The sequence below is a fragment of the Streptomyces nanhaiensis genome (assembly GCF_046614825.1).
In the GTDB taxonomy this organism is placed as follows: domain Bacteria; phylum Actinomycetota; class Actinomycetes; order Streptomycetales; family Streptomycetaceae; genus Streptomyces; species Streptomyces radiopugnans.
The window spans coordinates 19,451-35,191 of the sequence record NZ_JBKJFM010000050.1 but is presented as its reverse complement, the minus strand read 5'-3'; the positions used below and the strand labels follow the sequence as shown (position 1 = coordinate 35,191).

General features: G+C 73.2%; 11 protein-coding genes and 1 pseudogene. 9 read left to right on the top strand and 3 right to left on the bottom strand.

Translation table 11 applies throughout. The features are described from left to right. Positions 1–122: 122 nt before the first annotated feature. The 5 genes and pseudogenes from infB to ACLIYP_RS13820 all read left to right on the top strand — a co-directional run. A pseudogene (gene infB, locus ACLIYP_RS13840) lies at positions 123–2,102 on the top strand (translation initiation factor IF-2); the annotation flags it as partial. A 179-nt stretch (positions 2,103–2,281) separates the two neighbouring features. After that, complete coding sequence (locus ACLIYP_RS13835) at positions 2,282–2,575, top strand: DUF503 domain-containing protein (protein ID WP_412713421.1); 294 nt, start codon at positions 2,282–2,284, stop codon at positions 2,573–2,575. A gap of 66 nt (positions 2,576–2,641) precedes the next feature. Beyond that, complete coding sequence (rbfA, locus tag ACLIYP_RS13830; protein WP_412713420.1) at positions 2,642–3,139, top strand: 30S ribosome-binding factor RbfA; 498 nt, start codon at positions 2,642–2,644, stop codon at positions 3,137–3,139. Positions 3,140–3,142: 3 nt separating this feature from the next. After that, positions 3,143–4,048, top strand: coding sequence for a tRNA pseudouridine(55) synthase TruB (truB, locus tag ACLIYP_RS13825; protein WP_412713419.1), 906 nt, complete (start codon positions 3,143–3,145; stop codon positions 4,046–4,048). 312 nt (positions 4,049–4,360) lie between these two features. Next, a complete protein-coding gene (locus ACLIYP_RS13820) occupies positions 4,361–5,299 on the top strand; it encodes a bifunctional riboflavin kinase/FAD synthetase (protein ID WP_412713418.1) in 939 nt (312 codons plus the stop codon). Positions 5,300–5,403: 104 nt separating this feature from the next. Here ACLIYP_RS13820 and ACLIYP_RS13815 read toward each other — a convergent pair whose 3' ends face one another. From ACLIYP_RS13815 to eccE, 3 genes are all read right to left on the bottom strand, one after another. Then, entirely contained in the window at positions 5,404–8,175 is a 2,772-nt protein-coding gene (locus ACLIYP_RS13815; RefSeq protein WP_412713417.1) for an SCO5717 family growth-regulating ATPase, read from the bottom strand. A gap of 241 nt (positions 8,176–8,416) precedes the next feature. Beyond that, positions 8,417–9,154, bottom strand: a complete 738-nt coding sequence (locus ACLIYP_RS13810; protein WP_412713416.1) for a hypothetical protein — start codon at positions 9,152–9,154, stop codon at positions 8,417–8,419. After that, positions 9,154–10,476 (bottom strand): type VII secretion protein EccE, encoded by a 1,323-nt coding sequence (eccE, locus tag ACLIYP_RS13805; protein ID WP_412713415.1) that lies wholly within the window; start codon positions 10,474–10,476, stop codon positions 9,154–9,156. The genes ACLIYP_RS13810 and eccE overlap by 1 nt, the downstream gene beginning before the upstream one ends. 192 nt (positions 10,477–10,668) lie before the next feature. Here eccE and eccB point away from each other — a divergent pair, with 192 nt between their 5' ends. The 4 genes from eccB to ACLIYP_RS13785 all read left to right on the top strand — a co-directional run bounded on the left by eccB (position 10,669) and on the right by ACLIYP_RS13785 (position 15,718). Continuing rightward, on the top strand, positions 10,669–12,180 hold the full coding sequence (eccB, locus tag ACLIYP_RS13800) for a type VII secretion protein EccB (protein WP_412713414.1): 1,512 nt from the start codon (positions 10,669–10,671) through the stop codon (positions 12,178–12,180). Between the two features lie 16 nt (positions 12,181–12,196). Continuing rightward, positions 12,197–13,519: a type VII secretion-associated serine protease mycosin gene (mycP, locus tag ACLIYP_RS13795; protein ID WP_412713413.1), complete on the top strand. Its 1,323-nt coding sequence runs from the start codon at positions 12,197–12,199 to the stop codon at positions 13,517–13,519. Positions 13,520–13,617: 98 nt separating this feature from the next. Then, positions 13,618–14,028 (top strand): hypothetical protein, encoded by a 411-nt coding sequence (locus ACLIYP_RS13790; RefSeq protein ID WP_412713412.1) that lies wholly within the window; start codon positions 13,618–13,620, stop codon positions 14,026–14,028. 16 nt (positions 14,029–14,044) lie between these two features. Then, positions 14,045–15,718 (top strand): WXG100 family type VII secretion target, encoded by a 1,674-nt coding sequence (locus tag ACLIYP_RS13785; protein ID WP_412713411.1) that lies wholly within the window; start codon positions 14,045–14,047, stop codon positions 15,716–15,718. Positions 15,719–15,741 lie beyond the last annotated feature (23 nt).

Below are 15,741 nucleotides of genomic sequence, written 5' to 3'. Positions count from 1 at the left end.
CTTGTACGGTCCTGAGGAGAAGGGTCGCAGGTCGTAACGGGCGCCCTTCTCTTGGGCGGGAGGAACCGGCGAGAAGGTCGGCAGGGTCGCGGTCTGGGAGAACTCACCGACGGGGCGGTTGAGGCGGCCGTCCCGGTTTCGGCGGCCGTCCCGGCGGTCCCGGTGGCCGCGGCGGCACGCAGGGCGCCTTCGGCCGTCCCGGCGGTCCGGCGCGCCGCGGCCGCAAGTCGAAGCGGCAGAGGCGCCAGGAGTACGAGGCCATGCAGGCCCCGTCCATCGGCGGCGTGATGCTGCCGCGCGGCAAGGGCGAGACCGTCCGGCTGTCGCGCGGTGCGTCGCTCACCGACTTCGCGGAGAAGATCAACGCCAACCCGGCGTCGCTGGTCCAGGTGATGTTCAACCTGGGCGAGATGGTCACCGCGACCCAGTCGGTCTCCGATGAGACGCTGCAGCTCCTCGGCGAGGAGATGAACTACGTCGTCCAGATCGTCAGCCCGGAGGAGGAGGACCGCGAGCTGCTCGAGTCCTTCGACATCGAGTTCGGCGAGGACGAGGGCGGCGAGGAGGCACTCGTCTCGCGTCCGCCGGTGGTGACCGTCATGGGTCACGTCGACCACGGTAAGACGCGCCTGCTGGACGCGATCCGCAAGACCAACGTCATCGAGGGCGAGGCCGGCGGCATCACCCAGCACATCGGTGCCTACCAGGTCGCGACCGAGGTCAACGACGAAGAGCGCAGGATCACCTTCATCGACACCCCGGGTCACGAGGCGTTCACCGCCATGCGTGCCCGCGGTGCGAAGTCGACCGACATCGCGATCCTGGTGGTGGCGGCCAACGACGGTGTGATGCCCCAGACGGTCGAGGCCCTCAACCACGCCAAGGCGGCCGACGTGCCGATCGTGGTGGCGGTCAACAAGATCGACGTCGAGGGCGCGGACCCGACCAAGGTGCGCGGCCAGCTCACCGAGTACGGGCTCGTGGCCGAGGAGTACGGCGGCGACACCATGTTCGTCGACATCTCGGCCAAGCAGGGTCTGAACATCGACGGGCTGCTGGAGGCCGTGGTCCTGACCGCGGACGCCTCGCTCGACCTGCGGGCCAACCCGGAGCAGGACGCGCAGGGCATCGCGATCGAGGCCCACCTCGACCGCGGCCGCGGCGCGGTGGCCACGGTGCTGGTCCAGCGCGGCACCCTGCGGGTCGGCGACACGGTCGTGGTCGGCGACGCGTACGGCCGCGTCCGGGCGATGCTCGACGACAAGGGCAACAACGTCGAGGAGGCCGGTCCGGCCACCCCGGTCCTGGTGCTCGGTCTGACCAGCGTCCCCGGGGCGGGCGACAACTTCCTGGTGGTCGACGAGGACCGCACGGCCCGGCAGATCGCCGAGAAGCGCGCCGCCCGCGAGCGCAACGCCGCCTTCGCCAAGCGCACCCGCAGGGTCTCCCTGGAGGACCTGGACAAGGTGCTCAAGGCCGGCGAGGTGCAGCAGCTCAACCTCATCATCAAGGGCGACGCGTCCGGTTCGGTCGAGGCCCTGGAGTCCTCGCTGCTCCAGCTCGACGTCGGCGAGGAGGTCGACCTGCGCGTCCTGCACCGCGGCGTGGGTGCGGTCACCGAGACCGACATCGACCTGGCGACCGGCTCCGACGCCATCGTCATCGGCTTCAACGTGCGCGCCGAGGGGCGTGCCACGCAGATGGCCGAGCGCGAGGGCGTGGACGTCCGCTACTACTCGGTCATCTACCAGGTGATCGAGGAGATCGAGGCGGCCCTCAAGGGCATGCTCAAGCCGGAGTACGAGGAGGTCGAGCTCGGCACGGCGGAGATCCGCGAGGTCTTCCGCTCCTCCAAGCTCGGCAACATCGCGGGTGTCATCATCCGCTCCGGCGAGGTCAGGCGGAACACCAAGGCCCGTCTCATCCGCGACGGCAAGGTCGTGGCGGAGAACCTCAACATCGAGGGTCTGCGCCGCTTCAAGGACGACGTCACCGAGATCCGCGAAGGCTTCGAGGGCGGTATCAACCTCGGGAACTTCAACGACATCAAGGTCGACGACGTCATCGCGACGTACGAGATGCGGGAGAAGCCCCGCGCCTGACCCCCGCCGGTGGGTGCCACCGGTGAACGGCCACGGAGCCTCCCGCCCCGGCGGGAGGCTCCCGGCCGTTATATGCGTCGATCACCGGGAACCGTTGCGTGTACGGTTTCCCGTGTCCTGCCGGGCGTCGGCAGGGCTCCGCCCCACGAGGCCCCACGGGTCGGCTGGACCCGCATCCCATGTACGTAGGCACACTCTCGTTCGACCTGCTCCTCGGCGACGTGCGGTCGCTGAAGGAGAAGAGGTCGGTCGTCCGCCCGATCATCGCGGAGCTGCAGCGCAAGTACACGGTGAGCGTCGCGGAGGTCGGGGAGCAGAACATCCACCGCAGGGCCATGATCGGCCTCGCGATGGTCTCCGGGGACGCCGGGCACGTCTCGGACGTGCTCGACCGGTGCGAGCGGCTGGTGGCCGCCCGGCCGGAGGTGGAGCTGCTGTCGGTGCGGCGGCGGTTCCACGGGGACGAGGACTGAGCGCGTCCGGTGCGCGGCCCCGCCCGGACCCGAACCGAACGATCCGAAACAGAAGGAAGCAGACACATGACCGACACCGCGCGGGCACGCAAACTGGCCGACCGCATCCGGGTCGTGGTCGCGGAGACCCTCCAGCGGCGGATCAAGGACCCGCGGCTCGGCTATGTGACGATCACCGACACCCGGGTCACCGGCGACCTGCGGGAGGCGACCGTCTTCTACACGGTCTACGGCGACGACGAGGAGCGGGCGGCCTCCGCCGCGGCGCTGGAGAGCGCCAAGGGCGTACTGCGCTCGGAGGTCGGGCGGCAGACCGGCGTGCGCTTCACGCCGTCGCTGACGTTCGTCCCGGACGCGCTCCCGGAGAACGCCCGGACCATCGACGACCTGCTGGCCAGGGCCAGGGCCTCGGACGCCCAGGTGCGCCAGGCGTCCTCGGGCGCCACGTACGCGGGCGAGCCCGACCCCTACCGCAAGCCCGCACGCGAGGAGGACGAGGAGGAGGCGGGCGGCGCCGGGGGCGCGGGGGACGCAAGGGGCGGCACGGACGGCGAGGACGCCTGACCCGTGGCACGCAAAGGAACCCAGGAGCCCGGCGGGCTGGTCGTCGTCGACAAGCCCGCCGGCTTCACCTCCCACGACGTGGTCGCCAAGATGCGCGGCATCGCCCGCACCCGCCGGGTCGGGCACGCCGGCACGCTGGACCCGATGGCCACCGGCGTCCTCGTCCTGGGCGTCGAGAAGGCGACCCGGCTGCTGGGGCACCTGGCGCTGACGGAGAAGGAGTACGTCGGCACCATCCGCCTCGGCCAGAACACCGTCACCGACGACGCGGAGGGCGAGGTCACCTCCTCCACGCCGGCGGACGGCATCGCCCGCGAGGCGATCGACGACGGCGTCGCCAAGCTGACCGGCGACATCCTCCAGGTCCCCTCCAAGGTCAGCGCGATCAAGATCGACGGCAGGCGGTCCTACGCCCGGGTGCGCGAGGGCGAGGAGGTGGAGCTTGCCGCCCGGCCGGTCACCGTCTCCTCCTTCACCGTGCACGACGTCCGCGCCGAGAGCGCCGGGGACGGCACCCCCGTGCTGGACCTGCTGGTCTCCGTCGTCTGCTCCTCCGGCACCTACATCCGGGCGCTCGCCCGCGACCTGGGCGCCGGTCTGGGGGTCGGCGGCCACCTCACGGCGCTGCGCCGCACCCGGGTCGGCCCGTACGGCCTGGACGCGGCACGCACCCTGGAGCAGCACCAGGAGTCGCTGACCGTCATTCCCGTCGGCGAGGCGGCCGCGGCCGCCTTCCCGCGCTGGGACGTGGACGAGCGGCAGGCGAGGCTGCTGGCGAACGGCGTGAGGATCGCGATGCCGCCGTCCGGCCGGCCCGGACCGGTCGCGGTCTTCGGACCGGGGGAGCGCTTCCTCGCACTGGTCGAGGAGCAGGGGGGCAGGGCCAGGAGCCTGGCCGTCTTCGCCTGACCGCCACCCGGCGGGATCCGGCGGCGTCCGGCGGCGTCCGCGGTGCTCGGCGGTGGGGGTGCCGGCACCGTGGGTGCGGGCACCGGGTCCGGCGCCCGCGCCCACGATCCCCCTCCTGTGCGCATCCGGTTCCTGTCCATCCAGGGGCCCGGACGCACCCCGCCGGGCGGGCGCACGGAGTGAACCACGGCGCACGCGGGGGCGCTTTTTGGCGGGAGCCGTCCGGCGCGGGTCCCCGTGCGGACGCGACGGGGGGTCATGGCACCCTTGGACCCGGCACCATCCACTGGCATTCGGCGAGGAGCGGGCACTGTGCAGCGCTGGCGTGGCTTGGAGGACATCCCCGAGGACTGGGGGCGCAGCGTCGTCACCATCGGCTCCTACGACGGGGTGCACCGCGGGCACCAGTTGATCATCGGCAGGGCGGTCGAGCGCGCCCGCGAGCTGGGCGTACCGGCCGTCGTCGTCACCTTCGACCCGCACCCCAGCGAGGTCGTGCGGCCCGGCAGCCACCCGCCGCTGCTCGCCCCGCACCACCGGCGCGCGGAGCTGATGGCCGGCCTGGGCGTGGACGCGGTCCTGGTCCTGCCCTTCACCGAGGAGTTCTCGAAGCTGTCGCCGGCCGACTTCGTGGTGAAGGTGCTGGTCGACAGGCTCCACGCACGCACCGTCGTGGAGGGCCCCAACTTCCGTTTCGGCCACCGGGCGGCCGGCACCGTGGAGACCCTGGCCGAGCTGGGCAGGACGTACGACTACGACGTGATGGTGGTCGACCTGTTCGAGCGCGGGGAGGCCGGGGGCGGCGAGCCGTTCTCCTCCACCCTCACCCGCCGCCTGGTCGCCGAGGGCGACGTGGAGGGCGCGGCGGAGGTGCTGGGCCGGCCGCACCGGGTGGAGGGCGTGGTCGTCCGCGGTGCGCAGCGCGGACGCGAGATGGGCTACCCGACGGCCAACGTCGAGACGCTGCCGCACACCGCGATCCCCGCGGACGGCGTCTACGCCGGATGGCTGGTGGTGGAGGGGGAGTCGATGCCCGCCGCGATCTCCGTCGGCACCAACCCGCAGTTCGACGGCACCGAGCGGACGGTGGAGGCGTACGCCATCGACCGTGTGGACCTCGACCTGTACGGGCTCCACGTCGCGGTGGACTTCCTGGCCTACATCCGCGGGCAGGAGAGGTTCGACACGCTGGACGGGCTGCTGGAGCGGATGGCCGAGGACGTGCGGGTGGCCAGGGAAATGCTGGGCTGAGCGTTCCGCCCCGCGCACGCCGGACGGACGGGCCCGCCGGTCCCGCCCCTCAAGGGGCGGGACCGGCGGGCCCGTTCACGTTCCGCGGCGGTGCGCCGCCGCCGTCACCGCTCCGGCTGCTGCCACTGCGCGCCGGGCGCGGGCGGCCCCGCGGCACCGGGCGGCTGCTGGGGGTGCGGCTGGGAGGGACCGGCCTGCGCCTGGCCGGGCTGCGGCTGACCGGGGTGACCCGGGTGACCGGGCGGGCCCGGATACGGCTGGTGGCCGGGGTGGGACTGGCCGGGCTGCGGCTGCTGGGGGTGGTGCGGGTACGGCTGCTGGGGGTGCGGCTGCGGCTGCCCGTACGGCTGCTGGGGCTGTGGGTAGGGCTGCGGCTGGTAGGGAGCCTGGGCCTGCTGCGGGGTGCCGGGGTGGGGCTGACCGGGGTGGGGCTGCGGCCGGCCGGGGATCGGCGGCGCGGTCAGCGGCGGGTTCCCGCCGGGCGACCAGAGGCCCTGCTCCTGCTGGTGGCGAGAGAAGTCCTCGGCGATCAGGGCGGCGAGGTTGAAGTACGCCTCGCGCGTCCTGGGCCGCATCATGTCCAGGTCCAGCTCCGCGCCGGCCGAGAGGTGCTCGTCGAACGGGACGACCACCACATCGCGGCAGCGCGTCTTGAAGTGCGCCACGATGTCGTCCACCTTGATCATCTTCCCGGTCTCGCGGACCCCGGAGATGACCGTGATGCTGCGCTGCACCAGATCGCCGTACCCGTGGGCGGAGAGCCAGTCCAGCGTCGTGCTGGCGCTGCTGGCGCCGTCCACGGACGGGGTGGAGATGACGATGAGCTGGTCGGCGAGGTCGAGGACGCCGCGCATCGCGCTGTAGAGCAGGCCGGTGCCCGAGTCGGTGAGGATGATCGGGTACTGCTGGCCCAGCACGCCGATGACCCGGCGGTAGTCCTCGTCGTTGAAGGTCGTCGAGATCGCCGGGTCGACGTCGTTGGCGAGGATCTCCAGCCCGGAGGGCGCCTGCGAGGTGAACCGGCGGATGTCCATGTAGCTGCTGAGGTACGGGATCGCCGTCACCAGATCGCGGATCGTCGCGCCCGTCTCGCGCCGCACCCGGCGGCCGAGCGTGCCCGCGTCCGGGTTGGCGTCGATCGCGATGACCTTGTCCTGCCGCTCGCTGGCGAGCGTCGCGCCGAGCGCCGTGGTGGTCGTCGTCTTGCCGACGCCGCCCTTGAGGCTGATCACCGCGATGCGGTAGCAGGACAGCACCGGGGTGCGGATGAGTTCGAGCTTGCGCTGCCGCTCGGCCTCCTCCTTCCTGGCCCCGATACGGAAGCGGGAGCCGCCGCGGTTGCTCTGCGGGCGGGGCTTCTTCTTCTGGTTCAGCAGGCGTTCGGAGGACAGCTCCACCGACGCGGTGTATCCGAGCGCGCCGGGCTGGCTCGGGGGCTGCTGACGGGGGTCGGGCCAGGCGGAGCCGGCACGAGGGTCCTGCGGCTGGGGTTGTGCCTGCGGCTGCGGCTGCGGCTGCGGCTGGGGTCCGGGTGCGGTGGGCTGGGCGGGAGGCAGCGGCCGGGACGGTCCGGCCTGGGGTGCGGCGGGCGGCTGGGGGAAGCCGTAACCGCCCTGCGGCTGCGGGCCGGGCGCGGCCGGGGGTTGTGCCTGGGGCTGCGGGCGAGGGAAGCCGTAGCCGTCCTGGGAGGCGGGCTCCGCGGGCGGCATGGGAACCCGGTCCGCCGCGGGCCCGGAGGGACCGGTCTGCTGTACGGCCGGAGGCTGCGGCGGGTACTGCGGCTGCTCCTGCTGCTGGGGAAAACCGTAACCGCCCTGCGGTGAAGCAGGGTTGGGCGCGTCCGCGGGCTGCGGCCGGGACGGTCCGGCCTGGGGTGCGGCGGGCGGCTGGGGGAAGCCGTAACCGCCCTGCGGCTGGGGTTGTGCCTGCGGCTGCGGGCCGGGCGCGGCCGGGGGCTGGACCTGGTGCTGGGACTGGGGCTGGGCGAGGTGGTAACCGTCCTGCGGCACCGGCGCGTTGGGCGCGGCCGGAGGAGCGGCGGGCTGGAAGTGCGGCGGCAGGGGAGGCAGTCCGACCGGCGCCCCGCCCTCCGGAGCGGCCTGCCACGGCGGCTGCGCGGGGGCCTGCGGGGCGGATGCCACAGGCTCCTGAGGCTGGACGGGAGGCTGCGGGGCGGAGCCGTGCGGTTCACCGGCCGCTCCGGCTTCGGAACCAGCGGACTCGTCCTCCCCCTCGGACTCCTCACCGGCACCGTCCTGAGGCCGGGCCCGCTCCTCGGATCCGGCGGACGGCGACGGGGCCGGAGCCGGGGGTGCTTCGCCCCCGGAGGAGGAGCTGCCGGCCGGCTCGCCGTCCGCGCTCTCCGGCCTGCCGTCCCCGCCGTCGGCGGACTCCTTCGCCGCCCGCCGTTCGGCGATCTCCCGGCGCAGCGCGGCGGAGGAGAAACGCATGGTCGCGTCACCGCCGGGACCGTCACCGCCGGGATGCTCCCCCAGCCGTCCGTCCCGTCCCTCCTCGCCGCCGTCAGCGGCCTCCGGGGCCGGGCCGGCCGGTGGTCCACCGGGCCGGTGGTCGCCGGGCTCCTCCCCGGCGTTCCCCGCGAGGGGTCCGGGCGGCGTCACCGGGGGGAACGCGGGCGGCGCGTCGGCACCGGGACCGGCGGCCGCGTCCGTCCCGCCCGCCCCCGTGCCGTCCGCACCGTCCGAAAGGCCGCCGGAGGCGGCCGGCGGACGCGGGGCGGGGTCGGCGTTCCGCGTATACCAGGCAGGTGGTGTGTAGTCGATGGTGAACTCGCCCGTGGCGTCGAGTTCGTCCTTGGGCAGATCGTCGCCGGGTGCGATCCCGTCGACGCGGATCTCGTCCCGGTCGCTGTTCACAATGCCTCCTGCTGATCTGGTCGAGCGCCCCGGCCGAACCGCGCGGACCGCTCCCTGCCGGCGGGCGGACCGGCCGCCGGCTCCCCCCGCCGCCGCGGCCTCCGGCCCGTTCCCCCGGAACGTCCTGCCGCGCGCGTGTCCACCCTAGTCGCCACGGGCACCGAAACGGCATGCCGTTCCCGTCCCACTCGGACAACGGACCGGTGACGGGACGGTGGACGGCGGGGCGGCCGGCGGAACGTCAGTCCAGCCGCCGGGCCACGCCCAGCAACCCCGTCTCGGCGTCGGTGGGTCTGGTCAGCACGAACCTCCGGTCCCGGCCCGTGCACCACAGCGTCACGCCGTCGGCGAGCGTGGACAGCGCCTCGACCTCCTGCCGGGACAGGGAGAGGATCCTGCCCACCTGCCGGGCCTCCTCGGGGGAGACCTGCTGGACACCGATGAGCGAGGCGCCCCTCAGCAGCCGTGGGGCCACCGGGCTCAGGTACGGAAGCAGCGTCAGCACCGACTGCCAGGGCCCCGAGGAGACCCGGCCGCGCGGCGGCTTCATCCCGCAGTCCCGGACCACCACGACCGGGGAGACGGCCGTGGCGCCCAGCGGCGGAACCCGGCCGACATCGTGGAGCGTCATGCACTGCTGGTCGCCGCCCGCGGCACGGGCCAGATTCGTCCACACCTGGGGCCGGCCGGTCTCGACGGCCACCCGCGCACCCGTGCCCGCCGCGCGCAGCGCCAGCACCTGAGCCGTCCACAGACCGCCGATCAGCACCACGTCGTGGGGGGCCGGGTGGTGGAGGCCGATGACGGCCGGGCGGTCCTCGACATCGACACCGGCCACCACTCCGTCGTCACCGACCGGCAGGGCGAGCGCGTCCAGCTGCTCCACGGACAGGACGTGACGGGGCGTCCGCGGGCCGCGCAGCCCGAACCCCAGGCGGGGCCGTGCGGCCGTGCGCACCGAGTCTGCGGATCCGGGCATCAGCGCGTCCCTCCCAGCGGCAGCGTCGCCAGCACCCCGGGCACCTGCTCGCGGTCCAGCCGGGCCATCCCCACGCGGCGCTCCCGCGACAGCCGCTCCAGCACGTGCCGGGCGGAGACCAGTTCGGCGTCGCTGCGGGCGGTGATGCGCACATGTCCGCGTATCGCGACCGAACGGCTCTCGCCCCGGCCCAGGGTCAGACTGAAGGTGGTGGCCAGGGCGGGCAGCCCCGTCAGCGACGCCACCAGCGACGGCAGCGGAGCCGATCCCGGCCCCAACTCGGGCCAGCGGACCACCGCGTACGTGGTGTGCCAGCGGTCGTCGCACCGCCAGGCACGGGCCTTCTCCTCGGTGCGCCGCGCGGGGGCGGAGTCGGGGCGCCCGGCCCGCGCCGTGGCCGCCGGGCTCGCCCCGGCCGACGTCGCCAGCGCGGTGACCAGCTCCTGCTCCGCCAGCAGCGTCGCCCGGAAACCCGCACCGGCCAGCCGGCTCGCCAACTGGTCCGCGGCGCGCACCAGGCAGCGCTGCGCGCCCTCCAGGCCGTCCCCGCGCGCCTGGACCGCCTCCCGGCACAGCTCGGGGTCGAGTTTGAGTGCCACCCAGGTCACGCGTACGGCCGGTGCGCCGCACGAGGCCTGGAGGGGGCCGTAACTGGAGGCGGCCACCGACTGCGCCGGCAGATGCGGTGCCGGGGCGGGCTGGGTGTACTGCACCGCCTGCACCGACTCCAGCCGGATGCCGTCCACCTCCAGGGCGTCGGAGAGCAGCCGCAGCGGCAGGGGCCGTTCGTCGGGACCGGAACGCAGAGCGGAGGGCCGGGGCTCGACGCGCAGCACGGCCGTCAGGAACGTGCCGTCCCCCACCATGCCGACGCCGCGCCGCTCGCGGTCGACGTAGGTCAGACTGCGCAGGGCCGGATCGCACTCGACGGCCGGGGCCAGGCCCGGGTCGGTGTCCGGCGGCAGCACCTCGGAGGCGGCCCGCCGCCTGCGGCGGCGCAGTGCCATGACGGTGCCCAGCCACTCCGGGAGCGGGCGGCCGCGCCGCCGCAGCACCGTCAGGAGCAGCAGGACGACGGCCACCACGGCCGCCGGGATCACCAGGACCTTGTGCACGGCGGCCGCGGCCAGCACCCCCGCCGCGGCCAGCTCGGCCAGAACCAGCTGGTGCAGCCGGAGCGGCCCCAGACCGCGGTGGCGTGCCTCGGCGCGCGGCGTGACCGAACGCACCGGACGCGGCCTCGCGGGCTCGGGGCGTGCGCCGTCCGGCGCCGGACTGTCGGGCGCGGACGTGGCGGTCCGGGCCCGCGTGGCGGTCCCCATCCCCTGAAAATCCCCTTGTGTCCGTAATCGCCCTGACGCTCCAGGGCGTTGGTCGGGCGATCACCCTACCGGAGCAGCGAGGGCCCATCGCCAACGGGCATAGTAGGGGCCCGGTCCGACAGAAGGCAGCAGTGGCGGTGCTCCGGAATCCCGGGGGACACCGGGCCCACCAGCGGGGAGAAGCAGCGAGAGATGGCATCACGGCGGGACGAGCTCAACGCCTACACCTTCGCCAAGAAGCGGCTGGTCTCGGCATTCCTCCAGCCCACACCGACCGGGACCGAGGAGGGGGCGCCGCGCCCGCTGCGGGCGGTGCTCCCCGGACTGGTCATCGGGGCCGTGATCCTGGCCGGCTTCGGGGCCTGGGGGATGTTCAAACCCAAGGCTCCCAAGGGCTGGGACAACCCCGGTGAGAAGGTCATCATCGGCAGCGAGTCCACCACCCGCTACGTCGTCCTGGAGACCAGGGGCAAGAAGCAGCTCCACCCGGTGCTCAACCTGGCCTCCGCGAAACTCCTGCTGGACCCCAGCAAGTTCGGGATCGTCGAGGTCGACGAGAAGGTCCTCGACAGCGGGAGGATCCCGCACGGCGCCACCCTCGGCATCCCCTACGCCCCCGACCGGCTGCCCGGCAAGGAGGAGGCGACGAAGGCCAAGCGCTGGGCCGTGTGCGTCCAGCCCGGCGACGACGGCGTGCAGAAGGCGGTCTTCGTCCTCGCAGACCGGGACGAGAAGCGGGTCGAGGGCAGGAACCGGCTGCGCGGCGGCCAGGTGATGTACGTCAGGGACCCCGACAGGAAACTCCACATCATCGACGCGCGGGGCACCGCGTACCGCATCGAGGCGGATGACACGCTGCTGCGCACCGTCGTCGGCAGCACACGGCCCCAGGACGTCAGCGCCGACTGGCTCAGGACGTTCGGACAGGGCGACCCGATCCTGTTCCCCGAGGGGATCGACGGACTGGGCACCCCGGCCGGCGCCCCCGGCGACCTGGACGCCGAGGCCAACCAGGTCGGCATGGTGCTGCGCGCCCCCTCCGGCACCGGCCACCAGCACTACGTGGTGCTCAGGGGCCAGATCAGGCCGGTCACCGACTTCATGGCCAAGCTGCTGCTCAACAGCCCGCAGGCCACCCCGCTCGGCCAGCAGGGGAAGGCCCGGGAGGTCAGCGCCGGCGCCATCCGGCCCGAGAGCACCTTCTACGGCGACAGCCTGGACTGGCCCGAGGCGGAACCGAGCGCGGTCAACCGGACGGGCAGCGGCCGGGACGCCCTGTGCAACGTGCTGCACGGCGTCGACGAGAAGAAGGGCACCGCGACGCTCAGCACCTGGGCGGGCGAGGACTATCCGGCCACCCTCCCCAACGGGGCCACCAGCGCGTACGTGACCCCCGGCTCCGGCCTGCTCTTCCGCCAGGTCACGGGGCGTGACACCGGCTCCGGCGGCGTCTTCCTGGTGACCGACACCGGCCTGCGCTACGCGGTGCAGGCGAACACCGACAGCGGCCAGGACGAGTCCGAGATCGGCACGGACGGCAGGAAGAAGGACCCTCAGCAGAGCGTGCGGGAGGGCAACCAGGCGCAGATCATGCTCGGTTACGAGGGAGTCCGGCCGGTGCCGGTGCCCGCCGCCTGGTCGGGCTTCCTGCCGACCGGGCCGAGGCTGAGCACGAACGCGGCGAAGCAGCCGCAGGGTTCCTGAGCCGGGGGAGGGCGAGATGACGCACACTTCGGCCACCTCGGCCACCTCAACGCCCGCGCCGCTGCGGTGGGCGGCGCTCCCGACGGCCGCGGCGATCGGCCTGGCGGCCCTGGGGGCCGTAGCCGCCCCCCTGGCCTGGGCGCCGCCGGCCGCCGCCGACACCGGGCAGTGCACCTTCCCCGCCGAGCCCTTCGAGGGCAGGCCCTGGTCCCTGAAGCGGGTGATCCTGGACCAGTTGTGGGAGAAGACGAAGGGCAAGGGCGTCAAGGTCGCGGTCATCGACACCGGAGTGGACGACGACCACCCCCAGCTGAAGGACGCGGTCGACGCCGGACTGGGCATGAGCAACCTGCCCGCCCCCAAGAAGGACGAGTACGGCAACACCCCCGAGCCCCCCGCGAAGGACGGCACGGAGGACACCGTCGGCCACGGAACCAAGGTCGCGGGCATCATCGCCGCACGCCCGGCCGGGAACACCGGCTTCGTCGGCATCGCCCCCGAGGCGACCATCGTCCCCATCCAGCAGAACGACGCCGCCGGGAACGGGAACACCGACAGCATGGCCGAGGCCATCGACCACGCGGTCGACGTCGGGGCGAAGGTCGTCAACATCTCGCAGGACACCGCCAAGCCCCTGCGGCCCAACTCCAGACTCGAGCAGGCGGTGAACCGCGCGCTGGCCAAGGACGTCGTCATCGTCGCCTCGGCCGGCAACGACGGTCTGGGCGGCAACGTGAAGGAGACCTATCCGGCCTCCTACGAGGGCGTCATCGCCGTCGCCTCCTCCGACCGCAACAACGAGAGGGCGCCCTTCTCCCAGTCGGGCGACTTCGTGGACGTCGCGGCACCCGGCGTCGACATGGTCTCCACGGTCCCGGGCGGAGGCCACTGCGCCGACAACGGCACCAGTTTCTCGGCGCCCTACGTGGCGGGTGTGGTCGCCCTGCTGGTGGCCGAGCACCCGGACTGGAAGCCGCACCACATCGCCGCCCAGATCGCGCAGACCGCCGAGCGGTCCGTACCCGGGCACGACCGCCACGTGGGATGGGGCGTCGTCGATCCCGTCCGGGCGCTGACCGAGGACGACAGGCGGATCGAGAAGCCGGTGGCCCATGAGGGCGTGGACCGGGCCGAACCCCCCACCCCGGCCGAACTCCACCTGGGTGAGACCCCGCAGGAGCGCGACAGGCGTCTGGGCACCTACACGGTGGTCGGCGGAGGCGTCCTGGTGTCGGTGATCGCCGGGGGCTCGCTGGTGTACCGGGACTGGCGGCGCAGACGGGGACCGGCCGGGGAGCGGGGCGGCTTCCGTGGTTCCGGGGCCGGGGCGCTCATGTGACGGCCGGGAGAACCGGGTTGCCGCCGTGTCACACGCAGTGGCTAGAGTGATGGGGCACGGATCGGGATGTGCGTTGGAGCAGGCGGAGGGGGAGCCTGATGGGGGTGCCGACCGAGAAGCTCAAGGGTGAACTCGAGTCGCTCAAGGAGTTCAAGAACCGGGTCGACAACATCCTCGAGGAGCTGGAGAGTTCGCCCGCCTCTCCCACGAAGGTCGGGCAGCAGGAGGTCAAGCGCTCCTCCTTCGGGGGCGAGTTCGCCGAGGCCGACGGGGTCTACTCGCAGTACGCCCGGGTCCACGCCCAGCTCACCAGGCTCTCCGGAGTCCTAGGCGACCAGATCGAGGCCATGCGCATCGCCGTCCACGGCGCCGACGTCGGCTTCGGCAACCTGGAGGACGATCTGAAGCGGCGCTTCTGGGAGCTCCAGACCAGGGCCCACCAGCACCAGCAGCAGCACGCGGCGAGCAAGCAGCCGCCCAAGGACGAGGCCACCGGGGTCACCTACTGACGGGGGAGGTACGACCGTGACCGACAAGGACAGGCAGGACGGGCAGGACAGACCCGAGGAGCCGTTCGTCGCAGGACAGCTCGTCATGACCGACCTCAAGCGCAGCGGCGCCCTCGTCCCGGTCGACCTGTTCGGGGGCGTGGCCGCGCGCAACAGCGTCATGGGCACCACGGACTTCGAGAAGAAGGACCTCGAAGAGATGTTCTCCCTGGTGGACGACGCGGACCCGGCCGACATCGAGAACGCCGCCGACACCCTCTGGGACGCGGGTGGCAAGATCAGGCAGATCGGCGACGACCTCAAGAAGCACATCGACAAGGTCGACTGGGAGGGCGAGTTCGGCGAAAGCTTCCGCGAGTGGGGCCGGAAGCTGAGCAGGAACACCCTCCTCCTGGCGGACTTCACCGAGAAGGCCAGCACCCAGCTGAAGGCCGCCGGAGTCGGCCTGTCCATGGTGCGCGGCGGTATGCCCGAGCGCGACGCGGCGGTCATGGCAGCGCCGCGCTTGGAGAGCATCCCGCCCGAGGAGCGCGTCGAGTCCAACGAGAAGTACAAGCTGGCCAAGAAGAAGGAGGACGACCGCCAGGAGGCCATCAACCAGATGAACCGCCTGGCCTCCTACTACAAGGTCTCGCACGACAACATGAAGGGCCTGGAGGAACCGGAGTTCGGCCCGATGCCGAACGTCGGCATGCCGCCGGCGCCGCGCGAGGACGGGAGGAAACCCGTCCCCGGGGGTGGGGGCGTCTCCGCGTCTTCTGGTCATGGGAATGGCGGAATCGTCAGCGGCTCGCAGACCGTCGGCGTGGGATCGACACCTTCCCCTCCGGGCGAGCCCGGCTTCGTCGGAGGAGCGCCAGCCCCTCAGGAACCTGTGCGTACGGACCTGAACACCGTCGCTCCCGTGGCGCCCCCCGCGCCCGCCGACACCGGTCCGCGTACCCCGCCCGCCCCGACAGGCGGCGGCCCTGCCCTGCCCGGACCGGCCCTGCCCGGTCCTGCCCCCGCTCCCACTCACAGAGGAGGGGGGAACCTCAAGCAGGTGGGAACCTCCAGGCTTCCGACCACATACGCTCCAGGCCAGGGACCTGGTCAGCCCGGCACGGGACGAGCAGGCGGCCCGTCCACCCTTCCACCGGCGAACAACACGAACCCCCGTCCGGCCACAGGCTCCGGCCCTCTCCCCGGGAAGGCGCCCACCGCGACGACACCGCCCGTGGGGCGGGGCGGCAGCGGCATCTTCGGGGGCACTCCGCAGCAGGGCCAAGGGACGTCCAACGGCCCGCGTCTCCCGCGCGGAACCGTGGTCGGAGCGGAACACGGCATGACGGGACGCCCCTCGGGGGGAGCCGCGGGCACGGGAGCGGTCGGCTCGGGGACGGGCAACGGCTCCACCGGGCGCAGGCCGGGTGCGGCGACCGGCGGCGGTGTTGTCGGAGCTCCCCGGAGCGCCCCGGGTCAGGGCGGCGTGGTACGCCCCTTCACACCCGGCGGCTCCGGGCTGGCGAGAGGCGGCACGGGCGGTACGGGCGGAGGCGGCCAGAGCACGACGGGCGCGGTGCCCCGCAGCGGAGGCACGAGCCCCCGCGAGGAGGACCGGAAGGACTCCCGCAGGCCCGATTACCTCACCGAGGACGAAGAGACCTGGCGGACGGGGCGCAACGGAATCGCCCCTCCGGTTATCGACTAACCCACGACAGAGAGCGGCGATGA